This is a genomic window from Arthrobacter sp. PvP023 (genome assembly GCF_017832975.1).
Lineage (GTDB): Bacteria > Actinomycetota > Actinomycetes > Actinomycetales > Micrococcaceae > Arthrobacter.
Genome location: NZ_JAFIBI010000001.1, coordinates 232,533 through 249,228 on the forward strand (window position 1 = coordinate 232,533; position 16,696 = coordinate 249,228).

A 16,696-nucleotide genomic window follows, 5' to 3' on the forward strand; every position below is an offset into this window, starting at 1 on the left:
ACGTGGACTGTACCCCCCTCACGCCTGGCCCTCCATGACGACGGCAGGTTGCCCGGAGCTGTTGACCGGAGCAGCGGCAGGCCGCTTCGCGGTCGGTTCCGTAACACCGGCAGGCTTGTGGACCCGTCGCCACGCCCAAGGCAGCAGGTACGTGCGGGCCCACACAAGGTCCTCGGCCCTGGCGCGGCGCCAATCGCCCTGCGGCAGGTCCCCCGCCTGCAGCGGCTGCAGCGGATGCCGGACCCCAAGCGCATCGAGCACCCTCATCGCCACGGCATAGTGACCCGGCGGGGACAAGTGCAGCCTGTCCCGGTCCCACATCCGCGGGTCCCGGAGCTCCCGAAGTCCCCAGAGATCCGCGATCACGGCGTTATGCCGGGAGGCGATCTCGCGGATGTTTTCGTTGAAGACTGCCACCTTGCTCCGGTTGCGGCCGAGCACCGGCGTTGACCCCCAATCCGGTCCGGTGAAGAGCACCAGGGTGGCACCGGAAGAACTCAGCAGCGCCACGCCGTCGTCAAGCATGCCCGCGAGCTTGTCCGGATCGCTGCCGTGGAAGACCAGGTCGTTGCCTCCGGCGGAAAGCGTGATCACATCCGGCCGCAGGACCAGCGCCGGACCGGCCTGCCGGGCCAGGATCTGCTCCAGCAGCAGGCCGCGCACGGCCAGATTCGCATACGCGAAGTCGTCGTGCCCTGCGCTCAGTTCCTCTGCCACCCGGTCCACCCACCTCCTCGTGGGAAGCCTGCGCCCTTTCTTTGATTAACCACGGAACCGGTCCACATGTTCCGAAAATCGGGCGGAATGCCGTGTTTGTGAAAGGAATGCCTGCTGCTCGCCGGGCGTTAAAAGAGTGTCCGCTGTTATGAGTTGCAGCGGACTGACGGGAAGGTAATGAGCAGGAAAATCGAAACAGTCGAGGACGACGCCGGGAAGGTCATCAGCTACCACCGGCACCCCAACGGCGGCGGCCTGATCGGCCGTGGGGCCGAGGTGGACGAGTCGTCCTTCATCAGTCCAACCGCCTATGTGGAGGCCGGCGCCCAGGTGGGGGCCGGATGCCGGGTGGGCGGCGGCAGCTGGATCGACCGGCGTGCGCGGGTCGGCCACAAAGTGGTGATCGGTGATGCTGTGTACGTGGGGCAGGGAGCGGTGATCGGCCACCGGGCCCGGATCGGCAGCCACTCCAAGATCGGAGCGGGGGCCGTGATAGGGCACGGAGTCCGCCTCCACGGCGACAGCAAGGTCGCCCAGGGCAGCCGCCTCCCGGCCAGGACCGGGGCGTCGGCAAGCCCTCCGCCGCGGTCCCTTCCGGACGGTAACCGCCAGGCCGCGTGAAGCTTGCCGCTCTACCGGCGCGCGTCCCTGTTCTGCAGCGAAGCCGAGCCGGGCCCAAAGCCTCTCGTGGACCGCGCCGGAGTGGGATTACCTTAAGGCATACCCACCGTTAGGTCATTGAAAGCGGGGACGCGTGATGGGTGGCGGAACGGATCCTGATGGCGGGCACGGACGCGACGACGAACCTGACGAGGTTGGCCCCGACGGTGCCGTCCCCCAGGACGAGTCCCTCCCTGACTCCGGTGCCGTCCCCTACGACGAGGACGCGGGTTATTTCGACGACACCGCTGCCCAGCAAGAAGCTCCCCTCCCCGCAGTTCCGGAAGCTACCACCCGCGAAACGGTGGTTGCCAGGCAAGAGGAACGGTTCGGCGGCATCAAGATCGGTGCGGCCTTCTTCGGCTGGCTGACTGCAACCGCGATGGCCGTTCTGCTGGCGGCTTTGGCCATGGCGTCCACACGGACGGGCCTGCTGACCGCCGCGGATATGGCCGCAGGCACCGGGCAGGCTTGGTCCTGGCCCGGCGGCGTCACCGGCGCTGCCCTGCTCCTTATGATCCCCCTCTTCGCCTACTTTTCAGGCGGCTACGTCGCGGGACGGATGGCGCGGTTCAACGGCGTCGGCCAGGGACTCATGGTGTGGCTGTGGGCGGTCATTGTGGCTGCGGCAGCAGCCGTCGTCGCCATAGTGGGTGGCATTGTTGGCGGCGGCCAGTTGAATGTCCGGATGGTGCTCAACGACTTGCTTCGGCTGCCCGTGAATGAGGGCCCGCTGGGCACGGCCAGCATTGTCGCGGCCATCGCCGTCGCCGCGTTAGCCCTGCTGGGCTCCGTCCTGGGCGGCATGGTTGGAGTTCATTACCACCGGAAAGTGGACCGGGTGGGATTCACTCCGACGGAAAAGTACTACCAGCCCTAGTCCCGGCTCAGGCCTCGACTGGAGCTGCGAACCGTTCGCCGTTGAAGTACTCCAGCTGCCAGCCGTCAACGGCGTGGTGGTGGGCGAGGTTGAGCACGGCGTTGTCGACGCTTTGCAGCGTGCGGCCGATGGCACGGCTGAGGCTCACGCGGATGAGCGTCCCGTGGGCAACCACCAGGACGCGGCGGCCGCGGAACTCTTCGGCCAGTGCTTCCAGCGCGGCCAAACCGCGGGAGGCTGCCTGGTCTTCGCTTTCCGCGCCGCGGAAACCGCCGGGGATGCGCAGGGCTTCAAGTTCGGGGCCGGCCTGCAGGCCCTCCGCCGGCCCGAAGCTGCGCTCGGTGAGCTCCGGCACGTGCCGGGCCACGCTGAGGCCCAGCCCGTCGGCAATCAGGTTGGCGGTTTCCGCGGCACGGCTCAGCGGCGAGGATACGATCGCGTCCCACTCGTGGCCGGACAGGGCGGCGGCGGCGGCGCGCGCCTGTCCGCGGCCGACGTCATTGAGCGGAATGTCCGTGGATCCCTGCAGCCTGCGCTGCGCATTCCAGTCAGTCTGGCCATGGCGGACAAGGGCGAAGGTCGTAAGGGTCATGCCTTCCATTGTGCCTTGACCCGTTGGGATTATCGTTGGAGACCACCTATCTGACGCAGGAGGGGCGATGGCACGCATCTTCATCACCGGCTCAACCGACGGACTTGGACGGGCTGCCGCACAGTCCCTCCACGACAACGGCCATGACGTCATCGTGCACGCACGGAGCGTCCAACGGCTGGCCGGGATACAGGATCTCCTTGACCTTGGGGCCACGGGCGTAGTCGGCGACCTGTCAGACATCGAGCAAACACGCGACCTCGCCCGCCAAGTGAACCGAAGCGGGCCGGTGGACGCGGTGATTCATAACGCGGGCGTGCTCCACAGCCCGCACATCTTCCAAGTCAACGTCGTCGCCCCGTACCTTCTGACCGCCCTCATCCATCGCCCTCGCCGGCTGGTCTACCTCAGCAGCGGCATGCACCGCGGCGGCCGCGCCTCCCTTGCCGCCATCCGTCAGGGCGCGCAGCCACAAAGCGTCTCCTATTCCGACAGCAAGCTCTACATCACCACCCTTGCCGCAGCCATTGCCAGGCTGTGGCCGGACGTTCTGACCAACTCAGTGGACCCCGGCTGGGTCCCCACCAGGATGGGCGGCGCCGGCGCTCCGGACGACCTGCGGCTCGGTCGCCTCACCCAGGAATGGCTTGCCGCCAACGACGACCCGGAGGCGCTCACGAGCGGCGGCTACTGGCACCATCAGCACAGGGAAAAGGCACACCCCTCCGTCTACGACCATCGGTTCCAGGCTGAGCTCATCAACCTCCTCGCCCGCCTCACCGGAGAAAGCCTCACTTAAGGCCCGTGGCCTTCAGGAACTGCCCCCTACGCTTGGGCGGGCAGGCCTCCGGTGCTGGCTCAGCCGTAGAAGGCCGGTGCTACCCGAGTCCGGCAGCTTCCCGCGCGAGCTTGGTGACCTGCTTCCAGTCGTTGTCTTCGATGGCTGTCCTCGGCGTGAGCCAGCTGCCGCCCACGCAGGAAACGTTCGGCAGCGCGAGGTATGCCGGTGCTGAGCTGAGGCTGACTCCGCCTGTCGGGCAGAACTGCACCTGCGGGATGGGAGCTCCGATGGCAGCGAGGTATTCGGGTCCACCCGCGGGTCCGGCGGGGAAGAACTTCATGGCGTTTAGTCCCCGTTCCAGGACAGCCATCACTTCGCCCACCGTGGCCACGCCGGGCAGGAGCGGCAGGCCCAGCTCCAGCATGTGATCCAGCAGGGAGGGTGTGACGCCGGGGCTGACCAGGAACCGGGCTCCGGCAGCTACCGCGGCATCGGCCTGGGCCGGAGTCAGGACAGTGCCGGCACCAACCAGGATCTCGGGCACCTCGTCCGCAATGTGTTTGAGCGACGTGAGGGCGCTCTCCGTCCGGAGGGTGAGTTCGATGATGCGGACGCCGCCGTCGGCCAGTGCCAGGGCAAGGGGAACAGCGTGCCGCGGGTCATCGACAGTCACCACCGGGATGACGGGGGAAACGTTCAGGATGCTGGTGGCATCAGCCATGGTTGATCTCATTTCTCAGGCCGTCCAGCCCGTGGGTGTCAATGATGCGGTACCAGTGCATGAGGAGGCCGGCAAACCCCTGGTGTGCCGCGAGTTCGCCGTCGAAGATGGTGCGGCAGCCGAGCAGTGCGGGCACCACCGTTGCGGCGGTGCGCGTCGTTGGAAGTTGTGCATGGAGCGCCGGCGCGAGCGGATCGTCCAGCTCCGCCGTCGGGGTTGAGGCCACATGGTGCATCCATGCAGCAACGGCCAGGGCCGTCCAGCGGGGCTCGCGGCCGGCGTCCAGGCCGGCGCGGACCGTGGTCAAGAGCCGCAGTCCGATTTTCTGGGATCCGTCGCTTCCCACCTTGGCGGTGGTGTGTCCCAGCGCGGGATTCGCGAAACGGCTGAGCACCTGCGCGCAGTACGCTGCGCCGTCCAGTCCGGCTGGAAGGCTGATCGTGGGAAGGGCGTCCTCGGCCATCATGCGGCTGCAGGCGGTGCGGAACGCGTCCTCCCCCACGGCGTCACTGATGGTGGTTTTGCCCGTCGCCAGCCCCAGGTACGCCAGCATGGAATGGCTGGCGTTCAGCAGGCGCAGCTTGGCCGCTTCCCAGGCGGCAACGTCGGAGCTGAAGAGCGCTCCGGCGTCCTCCCAGCGCGGGCGGCGCGACGCGAAGTTGTCCTCGATCACCCACTGCAGGAAGGGCTCGGCCACCACGGCGGCCTCGTCCCGGAGTCCCAGTTCACGCTCGACGGCGTCAAGGTCACCCGCCGTGGTGGCCGGCACCATCCGGTCCACCATGGTGCTCGGGAAGGACACGTTGTCCGCCATCCATGACACCAGCGGATCGGCCTCTTGGGCGGGCAAAGCGGCGGCAAAGGCGTGCACGAGGCTCCGGGTGAGTTCCCCGTTGCCGGGAAGGTTGTCGCACGAGACCACGGTGAGGGGTCCGGCGTCCGCGCGGGCGCGGCGCTGGATTCCCCTCGCGATCTGCCCGATGGAGGTCTGCGGAGCCTGTCCTGCAAGGTCCGCCTGCACCTGTTCGTCCGCAAAGTCGAGGATCCCGGTCCGCGGATCGATACGATAGCCCTTTTCCGTGACGGTCAACGTGACCACCGACGTCGAGGGCGCTGCAATGCGGTCCGTCACCGTTCCGGGGTTGTCCCGTCCGGAAAGGACTTCGACGATGCTCGATACGACCCGGGGCGGTGCAGCGCCGCTTCCCCGTTCGGTGACGGTGAAGAGACCGTCTTGGGGCGCCAGCTGGCGCGCCACCGTGTCGGAGCGCTGGGTCACGCCGATGATCCCCCAGCCGAAATCTCCGGCGGACAGCATGGCGGTTTCCGTCAGCACGGCCGTGTGGGCGCGGGCAAAGGCACCCAGTCCAAGGTGCACGATTCCGGGCCGCAGCGCTTCACGGGCCAGCAGGGACTGCCGGGTTCCGAGGGTTTCGAGCGTGGCGTTGCTTAGGCGTGCGATGTCAGTTCTCCTTCGCCGGCCCGGCGGGCGTGTGCGCTGGTTTGTTCGAAGGTGGGGATCAGTCCGGTGCCGCCCTTGCCGCCCACCACCAGCGACGCGGCGGCCGCGCCGTACCTCGCCGCTACCGGAAGGCTGTCACCAAGGACTATTCGGGCGGTCATGGTCCCGACGAAGGCGTCGCCCGCCCCGGTCTGGTCCACTACCGACGGTGCAGGGATGGCCTCCACCCAGGCCGAAAGCTGGTCGCCCTCAAGCTGGATCCCCTCCGACCCGCAGGTCACGGCCACGTTCGCCGCGCCCAGGTCCCGGAGCTTGCCGGCGGCCTCCGTTGGCGAGGCGCAGTTCAATAGCGCGGACGTTTCCCCGGGGAAGGACGGGGTGACCAGGAAGGTCCGCGGCGCCAGCTCGGCGAGCAGGGCGCTTGCCCCCTCGGTGCTGGCCAAACGCGGGCGGAAGTTGGGGTCGAAAATGAACCGGCGGGAGAGCGCCGAGGCCTTAAGGACTGCCGCCCGCGAGCTGTCCGAGATCGCGCAGGCGATTCCGCCGGCGATCACTGCCTTCGCGGTGGAGAAGACCACGGGGTCGACGTCGTCCGGGGACAGGGTGGAGCCCACGCTGCCGTTGCGGGCGTAGGAGAACTCGCGCTGACCTTCAGGGTCCGAGTGCACCAGGTAAACCCCCTGCTGCCCGGACCGGAATTTGAGCAAGTCGGGGGAAATGCCGAGTTCCCGGATTCTGGCGGCGATCGCCTGGCCGAGTTCGTCGTCGGGCAGTACGGCCAGCAGCCCCACGCGCGCACCGGCAGCCGAAGCGGCGGCGGCGACGTTCAGCGCGTCCCCGGAGATGCCCAGTTGCGCCGGAACACCGTGACCGAAGGGGAGATCGGTGGCCACCTCGATCAGGATTTCTCCCATGACGACGACGTCGAACGGCTGGCGGCGATTTACTTGCGTTGCATCGTTCACCAGTCGTGCACCGACCCGTCGAGGCGGCGGTTGATAGGCAGGTACTTGGGTTGGAACGGGAAGGCGGCCGCTGCCTCCTCGTTGAATTCCACGCCAATCCCGGGGGCTTCACCGGGGTGCATGTAGCCGTCGTTGAAGGTGTAGGAGGTCTTGAAGACCTCACCTGCGGGGTCGCGGTGGCCCATGTACTCCTGGATGCCGAAGTTGGGGATACTCATGTCCACGTGCAGGGCTGCGGCAAACGATACCGGAGAGAGGTCCCCGGCACCGTGGGAGCCGGAACGGACGCCATACAGGTCGGCCAGGGAGAAGATGCGCCGCAGGTGGGTGATTCCGCCGGCGTGCGAGACGGAGGTCCGGATGTAGTCGATCAGGCGTTCGGTGATCAGCTGCTGGCAGTCCCAGATGGAGTTGAACACTTCCCCGACGGCGATGGGGGTGGTGGTGTGCTGGCGGATCAGGCGGAAGGCGGACTGGTCCTCTGCCGGCGTCGGGTCCTCGATCCAGAACGGGCGGTACTCCTCAAGCGAAGCGCCCAGGCGGCCGGCCTCGATGGGCGTCAGCCGGTGATGAACGTCGTGCAGGACGTGGACGCCGTAGCCGAACTGTTCGCGGACGTGGGCCATCATTTTCGGTGCGAAATCCAGGTAGGCGGTGGTCTCCCACATGTCCTCCTGCGGCACGTTGCCGCTTGCAGGCTCGTAGGTCCTGCCGTCCACCGGCGCGATTCCGTAGGTCTTTTCCAGTCCGGGAACGGCGGCCTGGGCGCGGATGGCCTTGTAGCCCAGGTCCAGGTGGTGCTGGAAGTCAGCGCTGAGGTCCTCCAGGGTTGAGCCGCTGGCATGTCCGTAGACCATCACGCCTTCGCGGGCGGCGCCGCCCAGCAGCTCGTACACCGGCATGCCGGCGGCCTTGCCCTTGATGTCCCACAGGGCGACGTCGATCGCGGCGATCGCTGTCATGGTCACCGGCCCGCGGCGCCAGTAGGCACCCTTGTAGAAGTACTGCCAGGCATCCTCGATCCGGCGCGCGTCGCGGCCGATCAGCAACGGGCAGAGGTGCTCGGAGAGATAGGACGCGACTGCCAGTTCGCGGCCGTTGAGGGTGGCGTCGCCGATGCCGGTGATTCCGTCCTCGGTTTCGATTACGAGCGTGACGTAGTTCCGTCCTGGCGACGAAACCACTACCCGTGCGTCGGTGATCTTCACTGCTTGGTCCTTTAGGTGGGGATGTGATCTGCAAGTAGGTCGCAGCAGGTGTCGTTATGAGGGCTCATCACGACACCTGCTGCTACTCAGTTGGGCTGAGGCGGAGCATGACCTTGCTGCTGCCGGAGGCGGGGTCTGCCGAGACGCGCATGGCTTCCTCCGCCTGGTCGATGCCGAACTGGTGGGTGATGACCGGTGAGACGTCCAGGCCGTCCGCCATGGCGCGGAGGGCGTCGCTGATTTCTTCGACGAAACGGTACGAACCGATCCAGGTGATTTCGCGGGTCACCAGGTCGCCGAGTGCGGCAGCTGCCGGGGCGCCGGGAAGGTTGCCCACCTGGACGAGGGTTCCGCCGCGGGCAGTCGCGCGGAGCACACCTCCGAGTACTGCCGGGATTCCGGAAGCCTCGAAGACCAACTCCATGTCCTCGGGAAGGCTGCCCGCGGACACATTGACGACGTGGTCCGCCCCCATGGACTTGGCAATCCGCAGTGAGTCCTCGTTGATGTCGGCGGCAGTGACGCTTCTGGCCCCGGCGTACTTGGCCGCCGCGACCACCAGCGAGCCGATGGGGCCGGCTCCGTTGACCAGCACGTCCCGGCCGGCCAGGGATCCTGCCCGGCTGACTGCGTGCATGGCGACGGCGAGCGGTTCGGCGAGGGCTCCGCGAAGGGTGTCCACGCCGTCCGGCAGGGACCGGATCTGGGATGCCTTGACGAGCTTCCGTTCGCTGAATCCGCCATCGGTGTGCGGATCAAAGGCCGCCGAACCGAAGTAGCGGATCTGCGGGTACAGGTTGGTGCGGCCGGTCAGACGGTCCGGCATGGTTCCGTCGCCCACCAGTTCCGCCGGGTGTACGGTGACCGGCTGCCCGACGTCGAGGTTGCGGACACCGGGGCCCAGTTGCGCGATCCGGCCCGCCACTTCGTGTCCTAGGACCAGCGGCGACTTCAGCGCTGCCGTCCCCGAGGCGCCGTGGCGCCAGTAGGAGAGGTCAGAGCCGCAGATCCCGCCCCACTCGACGTCGATTACCACTTCCCCCGGCCCGGCTACAGGCTCCGGCCGTTCGTCGATACGGAGATCGTTGGCGCCGTGGACTACGACGGCTTTCATACTGCGTCTTCCAGGCGGACCATGTCCCGTCCGCGGACCTCGGGCCCCACGAAGGCTGAGATCAAGGTGATCAGGGAGTAGCCGATGAGCATCGCGGCGAGCGGCCACCAGTGGCCGGTGATGGCGGTGAGGGTTGCGGCAAGCAGGGGCCCGATGGCGGTGGCGAGGATGCCGCCGATTTCCTTGGCCAGGGCCAGCTGCGTGAAGCGGGTACGGGCGCCGAAGAATTCGGCCATGGTGACGCTTTCCATCGCAAACAGGCTCAGCACGCCCAGGTTCAGCCCGACGACCATGGCGATGGTGATGAGCCCCGTGTTTCCGCTGGTGACCATCAGCATCATGGGGATGGCGAACAGCGCCGTGAGCGCGCTCAGCACGAGGTACAGGGGCCTCCGGCCGAACCGGTCACCCAGCAAGCCCATGACCGGAATGGTCAGGAAGCCGAGCAGGGAGCCGTACACGATGGCTGAAGTGCCCACGCTCTTGTCCACCAGCAGGACAGTGGCGAGATAGCCCACCAGGAATGTCTGGACCAACCCCGAGTTGCCGGCCTGCCCGAAGCGCAGGCCGAGGGCGATCAGGAAGGCCTTGCCCTTGCGCTGGTGCAGGGCGGCTTCGATGGTGCTGGTCTTGGCGAGCTCATCTGCCGCGGCGATTTCGCGCTTGGAAAGTGCAACGCCGTCCACAACATCTGCCCGCTGTTCAAAGACCGGGCTTTCCTTGAGCGAGCGGCGCACCCACACGGCGAAAATCATCAATACAAAGCTGAACAGGAACGGAATCCGCCAGCCCCAGCTCAGCAGCTGGTCCTCCGGAAGGGTGCTCACCAGAACCGCCCAAAGCGCCGACGCGGCGAGCGTTCCGGAGTTCGTGCCAAGGCACACGAGGGAAGAGATGAGGCCTCGGCGGCGGGCCGGGGCGAATTCGGCGAGCATCACAGTGGCGCCGGCGATCTCGGCACCCGCGCCGAAGCCCTGCGCCAGGCGCAGTGCAACCAGCAGGATGGGAGCCCAGATGCCGATCATCGCGTAGGTAGGGAGAACGCCGATAAGGGTTGTTGATGCTCCCATGAGGGCGATGGTGATGAAGAGGACCTTCTTGCGGCCGATCCTGTCGCCCATGCGGCCGAAGTAGACGGCACCGGCAAGGCGCGCAACGTAGCCCACACCGTAAGTGGCCATGGCGGCGATGAGGCCAATGACCGGGCTGACATCGGGGAAGAAGATCTTGTTGAAGACGATGGCTGCCGCCAGGGAGTACAGCTGGAAGTCCATAAATTCCATGGCGGTTCCCAGCCACCCTGAGACGGCGACTTTTGCCAGCTCCCGGGTGGGTTTGGTGGTCTCCGGCCGGGCGGTGGGCGGCGCGATGCTCTCAGTCATCTGGTGCTCCTTTGCAGGCGATGAAAAACGAAGGGGGGTTGAACAGAGGAAGAAGGCTGGCGGGCCGTCGATGTGACCGGCGGCACCTCGCTAACTACTACCATACAAGCACTACCATTCTAGTGTGTCAAGAGAATAGACTGAGGTCATGGCATCGGATAAACACGGCAAGGGACAGCAACCTCGACAGTCCGTGCGTGACCAGACCCTGGAAACACTGCGGCGGCGCATCATCTCCCTCCAGCTGCCCCCGGGGGAACCGCTCTCGGAGAATGAGCTCGCGCAGGAACTGGGCGTCAGCCGCACGCCGGTGCGGGAAAGCCTGATTCTGCTCAGGGAAGAGGGACTGGTGCAGGTGTACCCGCAGATCGGTTCCTTTGTGTCTCTCGTTGATCTTGGCCGGGTGTCAGACGCCCAGTTTGTCCGCGAGGCCATTGAGTGCGCGTCCCTGCGCGACCTTTCGGTGGACGCGGCCGGAATAGCGGGACTGCGCGGAATCCTCCAAAGCCAAACGGAGGCTGATGCCAACAGCGACGTGGACGAATTCTTCCGCCTGGATGAAGATTTTCACCGCGAGCTCCTCCGGCTTGCGGGCCACGAGTCCGCCTGGGCTGCCGTGAACTCCGCCAAGGCACACCTCGACCGCGCCCGTCGCCTGAGCCTGCTGGATACACGGCCCATTGCCACCCTGATTGAGCAGCACACCGCCGTGGTGGACGCTCTTGAAGCCAACAACCTGACGGACGCCGACAGCTCCCTCCGCCTGCACCTTCGGGGCGTCTTTGAGGATGTCCAACGGATCCAGCAGGCAACTCCGCAGCTCTTTTCCGACGGCGCGGCGCTCCGGCCCTCCCGCCGAAGCGTCGCCCGCCTGACCTGACCGGCGCCCTTCCGGGAATCAGCCCGCGCTCTGCCGGCGCACGATCTCGTTGATCCAGGCCGGTGCGAACGGGGACGTGCAGTTCGGCGGCGTCGGGTAGTCCTTGAGCACCTCGAGCCGTTCGCCGATCTCGATCGCCCGGGCACGGTACGCGGCATGGTGGATCCCGATCTGCGCCAGGCAGGTGTTCATCGCCCATTGCAGTCGGTCGGGTGCCTCCTTCATCTGCGCCTCGATGGTGTCGAGGAGGCCCGGCAGGTCGAGCCCCTCAGGGTTCTTCGCGACCCGCTCGCTGGTCAGCGCCCAGCCGGCGCCGGCCACCACCGGGTCTGAATCCGCAGTCCAGGCAACGCGCAGTTCCTCGGCGTGCGGGCTCCGCTTGACCACGTAGTTCACCAGCCAGTCCTGCACCTTGGGCGCCCGCGACTGGCGCAGCATGGCATCCAGTTCCCCGTGTTCGAACTCCTTGGGCCGGCAGATCAACAGCCCGAGCAGCCGGGCCGCGGTGTCGTCCGTCGCCCACAGCTCGCGGGCGAGGCCCTGCTGGATCTTGAGCCGCTTGGCGATGGCACGCAGCTTGGAGAGGTTCACGCCGTGATCATCGCCGTGCTTCTCGTTGACTGAGCGCATTCTTGGGTCTTCGAGCTCGGCCAGTTCGGCTTTCAACTCGGCAACTGTCGTCTCGGACATTCCAACCTCCCGGTCATTCACCCGCTGGGTCCCAGCCTACGGCCCAAGGAAGGGGGGCGGCCGGAATCCGGCCGCCCCTCCGAATTACGACGCGTCGTCGACTGCAATCACGATCTTGCCGCGGGTGTGCCCCTCCATGTTGAGGCGGAAGGCATCTGCCGCCTGCGCCAGCGGGAACGTTTGTGCCACTTCAACCCGGAGCTTGCGCTCATCGACCAGGTCGGCGAGTTCCTGCAGCTCGGCGCCTACAGGGTTCACCCACATCCAGGTACCGCCATGCTGCTCCACCTCGCTGTCCGCGATGGATGCGTGCCTGCCTCCCTCAGCAAGGACAGCCAGCGTGGATTCAAGGTTGCCGCCCACGAAGTCCGCGACGACGTCGACGCCTTCAGGGCGCAGTGCGCGGACCCGGTCCGCGAGTCCTTCGCCGTAGCTGACGGACTCGGCACCGAGCGACCGGATGAAGTCGTGGTTCTTTTCTGATGCGGTCGCAATCACCTTGGCACCGCGCGCCGCGGCGATCTGGATACCCAGGGACCCGACGCCGCCTGCGCCGCCATGGATCAACACGGTCTCCCCCGCCTTGAGGTCCAGGCGGTTGAGGACCTGATATGCCGTCAGGCCCGCCAACGGAAGTCCTGCGGCTTCGTTCCAGGTCAGGGATGCGGGCTTGCGGGCCAGGAGCCGTTCCGGCAACGCGATGTACTCAGCGAAACTACCGCCGTGGACGTAGTCTTTGCGGCCATAGGAAATGACTTCATCGCCGGGCTGGAAATGCGGCGCATCGATGCCGACCGACTCGACGACGCCGGCCGCGTCCCATCCGGGAATGGCCGGGAACTGCAGGTCCATGGCCGGGTCCAAGTAACCGGCCATGATCTTCCAATCGACCGGATTGACCGCTGCCGCCTTGACCTTGACCAGGACCATTCCCGGCCCGACCTTGGGTAGCGGCTGCTCCGTCAACTCAAGTACGTCCGGACTTCCGTATTCGCTGTAAGTAATTGCCTTCATGCAGGCCTCAACCGATATCTTCCGGCCACTATTCCGAACCTACCCGGCAGACCCCGACTGTTCCGCGTATGCCTTCGCCTGGTCGCGCACCTGGCGAACGTAGGAGTCGGACTGGTTGTAGGAGAGCACCGCGTCGGTCCACCCGCGGGCGGTGGTGAGGTCACGGCCGCCCTCGCATAGGTACGCGGCGGCGCTGAGTGCGGCGTCGTCGATGTTCAGCGGGTCGGCGACTCCGTCCCCGTTCCCGTCCTGCCCCGCCAGCTTCCAGGTGGAAGGAATGAACTGCATGGGTCCGACCGCACGGTCCCAGCGGGCGTCGCCGTCGAGCATTCCGTCGTCCGTGTCAGGGATGGCGGCGAAACTGTCGCCGTCGAGGCTGGGGCCGATAATGGGCCTGCTCACCTGCCCGGTGTTCGACAAGCTGCCGCCGCCGTGACTCCCGTGCGCGGACTCCACGAAACCGATGGAGGCCACGGTATTCCACCCGATCCGGCACGCCGGTGTGGCAATGTTGGCGAGCTCCGCAGCAGCCGCGTAGGCCTGGAGTGCCCGGGCCGGTATGTTGGTCTGCGCCGCGGTCCGTCCGAGCCACTCCGCGTCAATCGTGCTGTCAGTAATGTCCACGGCTCGGGAGCTGAACGCGGACAGCGTCGCAAGTTTCGCGCCTGCTTGCGGCGGCGCCGACTGGCTCCAAAACGCTGCAGGGCCGGACGGGCGGAGCACCCAGAACAAGAGCCCGGTGATGACGCAGGTCGCGAAAAGGCAGAAGACGGCAAGGCGTTTCAGTCGGAGCATGGACTAGTGCGTTCTCCCTTCCGGTGTTTTGTTCAGCCGGGAGCAACTTACACCATCTTCCCGTTGTTCAATTTTTGGTGCCAAAAAGCCCCGGACCTGATGGTCCGGGGCTCAGGCGCCTGTTACCGCTCGATGCTGACAGCGAGATCCAGGTGGATGTCGCTGTCGGCCACCAGGCGGTCCTGGAGGTAACGGGCCAGGCTCGAATCGGTGGCGGTGTGCACGCTATTCGGCACCGCTCCCCGCAGGAGGGCCTGCGTATCCGTGGACTTGACCATGTCCAGCGGCGCCCAGCCACGATGGCTGGAGGTGAGCCGCTCGATGTCTGTGCGGAAAGAGCGCCTGTGGTCCTCGCGGACAGTGGCACGGACGGTGAACGGGACAAAGGCAGTAGGCAAAAGAGGTCCTCTCACGAGGCAGCCGGTGGTCGGCGCCCCAAAGAGAACAAGTCGCATCGGGGCCCCTGTTATTCCCCCGAGGCAGCCGACGAGTCCGACGTCATGCTGTTCAACGGCTCCACAGTGCTCAGTTCTTCACCTCCCCCAGTTCCCGCCCGGCGGATTCGGGCTCCATGTCCTGGCTTAGTTCAGCCTGGAACGTGGCGAAGCGGGCCAGGTGCGCGGGACGGCGGCGGAGCACCAGCCAGGCGGCGCCGAGCAGGATGAACCACACCGGCGTCACCAGGAGCGCCAGCAGCGTGTCCGGCTGCGTGGTCAGGGCCCACAGCACGAAGACGAAGAAGGCGAAGACCAACCACACCATGGGGACGCCGCCAGGCATCCGGTACTTGGACGCCTCGTGCAGCTGCGGGCGGCGCCTGCGGAAGGCAATGTAGCTGGCCAGGATGATGGACCAGACAAAAACGAAGCAGACGGCGGAGACGGTGGTCACCATGTCGAAGGCCTTGCCGATGTCCTGGCCCGCGTACATCAGGACCACGCCGGAGAGCAGCAGGACGCAGGAGAGGAACAGCGCGTTCTGCGGGACCTTGCGGCGGGACAGGGCGCCGAAAACAGACGGTGCGTCACCCTCCTGGGCCAGGCCGTAAACCATGCGCGAAGTGGAATATATGCCGGAGTTGGCCGAGGACATGGCCGAGCTGAGCACCACCAGGTTCACTACGGTGGCAGCGGCACCCAGTCCAGCCAGCGAGAACATGGCGATGAACGGGCTGTGGCCGGCCTGGAACTGGGTCCAGGGCGTGACGGACATCAGGATGATGAGCGCGCCCACGTAGAAGAGCAGCACGCGGATGGGGATGGAGTTGATGGCCTTGGGCAGGTTCTTCTCCGGGTCCTTGGCCTCCGCGGCCGTGGTGCCTACCAGCTCAATGCCCACAAAGGCGAACACTGCGATCTGGAAGCCGGCCACAAAACCCATGAATTCGTTCGGGAAGAAGCCGCCGTGGCTCCACAGGTTCGAGAAGGTGGCCGGGCCGGCGTCGGACTGGAATCCGCTGAAAATCATGAACAGGCCCACCAGGATCAGCGCCGCAATGGCGATGATCTTGATCAGGGCGAACCAGAACTCCGTCTCGCCGAACGCCTTCACCGTGGTGAGGTTCAGGAGCAGGAGGATGGCCACGGTGGCCAGGCCAGGGATCCACAGCGGGAGCCCAGGCCAGAGTTCCTTCGAGTAGCCGGCGATGGCGATGACGTCCGCGATTCCGGTGATCACCCAGCAGAACCAGTATGTCCAGCCGGTGAAGAAGCCGGCCCAGGGGCCCAGCAGGTCCGCCGCGAAGTCGCTGAAGGACTTGTAGTTCAGGTTGGACAGCAAGAGCTCGCCCATGGCCCGCATCACGAAGAACAGCATGAAACCGATGATCATGTAGACGAATATTACGGATGGGCCGGCTGCTGAAATGGTTTTTCCGGAGCCCATGAAGAGGCCTGTGCCGATGGCACCGCCAATAGCGATCAGCTGGATGTGCCGGTTGCTGAGCTGCCGCTCCAGATGCGGCTCCTGACGGGCGGTCACGGTCTTAGTTGTCACGTGCTGCTCCTCGGATCAAAGCGGACTGGAGTGCTGCTGAGGTTGACGCCTGATCCGGCTCGCCGGGAACCGGCTCAAGGTTGTTGAAGCTGTACAGATGGATGCCGGCAATGTTCCCCGGCTCGCGTTCCAGCCCGGCCACCAGGGTTTGCGGCGAATAGCGGTCACCACTGAGGAGCTTCCGCGCCAGCGGCCCTTTACGGCTGAGGAACGTCAGCGAACTTCCGACGCCGATCTGCGCCGCCAGGGCGACCAGCTTGGTCCGAGGGACGGACCCCGCCACGCCGGCCCAGACGGGCAGCTGCACCCCTTCGCGGCGCAGGAGTGCAGCGTAATCGAGGATCTTCGGCTCGGAGAAGCACATTTGCGTGACGACATGCGAGGCCAGGTGCTCCTTGGCCAGCAGGGCGTCCAGCAGGTCCACCGGGCCAACCCCCGGATGGCCCTCCGGGTAACCGGCAACGCCCACCCGCATCATGCCGCCGGAGTACTGCGCGATGTCTTCCAGCAGCGGAAGGGCGGACCCGTACTGGCCGGCCTGCTGCTTCCGGTCTCCGCCGATCACGAACACTTCCCGGATGCCGGCCACGTTGCAGTCGCGGAGGATTCCGGTGAGCTCTGCGCGGTCATGCACGCTCCGCGCGGCGAGGTGCGGAATGACGGAGTAGCCGAGCACGCTCAGCTGCACGGCGGCACGCATGGTCCGCTCGATGCCGTGGTGGGGCAGGCACGTGACGGTGAGCGTCGTGGTCACGGGCACGTGCGCCCGGACCCGGTCAACGATTCCCTCTGAAGGGATGATTTCGATCCTGGTGGGGAACATCATTGGTCCTCTCTGGC

At 66.3% G+C, this 16,696-nt stretch carries 17 protein-coding genes and 1 pseudogene; 4 read left to right on the forward strand and 14 right to left on the reverse strand.

The genetic code is table 11. The annotated features are described in order from the left end of the window. Nucleotides 1-18: 18 nt before the first annotated feature. A pseudogene (locus tag JOE31_RS01090) lies at nt 19-729 on the reverse strand (SGNH/GDSL hydrolase family protein); the annotation flags it as partial. 165 nt (nt 730-894) lie between these two features. On the opposite strand from JOE31_RS01090, the gene JOE31_RS01095 reads away from it, so the two are divergent. Together JOE31_RS01095 and JOE31_RS01100 are read left to right on the forward strand one after the other, a co-directional pair. After that, nucleotides 895-1,338 (forward strand): DapH/DapD/GlmU-related protein, encoded by a 444-nt coding sequence (locus JOE31_RS01095; RefSeq protein ID WP_209741749.1) that lies wholly within the window; start codon nt 895-897, stop codon nt 1,336-1,338. 136 nt (nt 1,339-1,474) lie between these two features. Continuing rightward, nucleotides 1,475-2,257: a hypothetical protein gene (locus JOE31_RS01100; protein ID WP_209741750.1), complete on the forward strand. Its 783-nt coding sequence runs from the start codon at nt 1,475-1,477 to the stop codon at nt 2,255-2,257. 7 nt (nt 2,258-2,264) lie between these two features. Here JOE31_RS01100 and JOE31_RS01105 read toward each other — a convergent pair whose 3' ends face one another. Further along, complete coding sequence (locus tag JOE31_RS01105) at nt 2,265-2,858, reverse strand: histidine phosphatase family protein (RefSeq protein ID WP_209741751.1); 594 nt, start codon at nt 2,856-2,858, stop codon at nt 2,265-2,267. A gap of 58 nt (nt 2,859-2,916) precedes the next feature. Between JOE31_RS01105 and JOE31_RS01110 the strand changes: the two genes are divergently transcribed. Continuing rightward, on the forward strand, nt 2,917-3,648 hold the full coding sequence (locus JOE31_RS01110; RefSeq protein ID WP_209741752.1) for an SDR family NAD(P)-dependent oxidoreductase: 732 nt from the start codon (nt 2,917-2,919) through the stop codon (nt 3,646-3,648). A gap of 79 nt (nt 3,649-3,727) precedes the next feature. Here JOE31_RS01110 and eda read toward each other — a convergent pair whose 3' ends face one another. The 6 genes from eda to JOE31_RS01140 all read right to left on the reverse strand — a co-directional run bounded on the left by eda (nt 3,728) and on the right by JOE31_RS01140 (nt 10,482). After that, entirely contained in the window at nt 3,728-4,351 is a 624-nt protein-coding gene (gene eda, locus JOE31_RS01115) for a bifunctional 4-hydroxy-2-oxoglutarate aldolase/2-dehydro-3-deoxy-phosphogluconate aldolase (protein ID WP_280872510.1), read from the reverse strand. Next, nucleotides 4,344-5,729 (reverse strand): mannitol dehydrogenase family protein, encoded by a 1,386-nt coding sequence (locus JOE31_RS01120; RefSeq protein ID WP_209741754.1) that lies wholly within the window; start codon nt 5,727-5,729, stop codon nt 4,344-4,346. The genes eda and JOE31_RS01120 overlap by 8 nt, the downstream gene beginning before the upstream one ends. A gap of 71 nt (nt 5,730-5,800) precedes the next feature. Further along, nucleotides 5,801-6,727, reverse strand: a complete 927-nt coding sequence (locus tag JOE31_RS01125; protein WP_209748048.1) for a PfkB family carbohydrate kinase — start codon at nt 6,725-6,727, stop codon at nt 5,801-5,803. A 47-nt stretch (nt 6,728-6,774) separates the two neighbouring features. Then, entirely contained in the window at nt 6,775-7,986 is a 1,212-nt protein-coding gene (manD, locus tag JOE31_RS01130) for a D-mannonate dehydratase ManD (protein ID WP_209741755.1), read from the reverse strand. An 82-nt stretch (nt 7,987-8,068) separates the two neighbouring features. Continuing rightward, complete coding sequence (locus JOE31_RS01135) at nt 8,069-9,100, reverse strand: L-idonate 5-dehydrogenase (protein ID WP_209741756.1); 1,032 nt, start codon at nt 9,098-9,100, stop codon at nt 8,069-8,071. Beyond that, nucleotides 9,097-10,482 (reverse strand): MFS transporter, encoded by a 1,386-nt coding sequence (locus JOE31_RS01140; protein WP_209741757.1) that lies wholly within the window; start codon nt 10,480-10,482, stop codon nt 9,097-9,099. The genes JOE31_RS01135 and JOE31_RS01140 overlap by 4 nt, the downstream gene beginning before the upstream one ends. Before the next feature lie 148 nt (nt 10,483-10,630). Here JOE31_RS01140 and JOE31_RS01145 point away from each other — a divergent pair, with 148 nt between their 5' ends. Next, nucleotides 10,631-11,362, forward strand: coding sequence for a GntR family transcriptional regulator (locus tag JOE31_RS01145; RefSeq protein ID WP_209741758.1), 732 nt, complete (start codon nt 10,631-10,633; stop codon nt 11,360-11,362). Nucleotides 11,363-11,380: 18 nt separating this feature from the next. Here JOE31_RS01145 and JOE31_RS01150 read toward each other — a convergent pair whose 3' ends face one another. The 6 genes from JOE31_RS01150 to JOE31_RS01175 all read right to left on the reverse strand — a co-directional run bounded on the left by JOE31_RS01150 (nt 11,381) and on the right by JOE31_RS01175 (nt 16,682). Next, nucleotides 11,381-12,052: a DNA alkylation repair protein gene (locus tag JOE31_RS01150; protein WP_209741759.1), complete on the reverse strand. Its 672-nt coding sequence runs from the start codon at nt 12,050-12,052 to the stop codon at nt 11,381-11,383. A gap of 84 nt (nt 12,053-12,136) precedes the next feature. Further along, a complete protein-coding gene (locus JOE31_RS01155) occupies nt 12,137-13,066 on the reverse strand; it encodes an NADP-dependent oxidoreductase (protein WP_209741760.1) in 930 nt (309 codons plus the stop codon). A gap of 39 nt (nt 13,067-13,105) precedes the next feature. After that, nucleotides 13,106-13,861 carry a lytic transglycosylase domain-containing protein gene (locus tag JOE31_RS01160; RefSeq protein ID WP_209741761.1) on the reverse strand — a complete coding sequence of 252 codons (756 nt, stop codon included), beginning with the start codon at nt 13,859-13,861 and terminating at the stop codon, nt 13,106-13,108. 122 nt (nt 13,862-13,983) lie between these two features. Then, nucleotides 13,984-14,259, reverse strand: coding sequence for a hypothetical protein (locus tag JOE31_RS01165; RefSeq protein WP_245198892.1), 276 nt, complete (start codon nt 14,257-14,259; stop codon nt 13,984-13,986). Between the two features lie 127 nt (nt 14,260-14,386). After that, nucleotides 14,387-15,856, reverse strand: coding sequence for a D-serine/D-alanine/glycine transporter (gene cycA / locus JOE31_RS01170; protein WP_209741763.1), 1,470 nt, complete (start codon nt 15,854-15,856; stop codon nt 14,387-14,389). Further along, nucleotides 15,846-16,682: a methylenetetrahydrofolate reductase gene (locus JOE31_RS01175; protein WP_209741764.1), complete on the reverse strand. Its 837-nt coding sequence runs from the start codon at nt 16,680-16,682 to the stop codon at nt 15,846-15,848. Before JOE31_RS01175 ends, cycA begins: the two co-directional genes overlap by 11 nt. Nucleotides 16,683-16,696 lie beyond the last annotated feature (14 nt).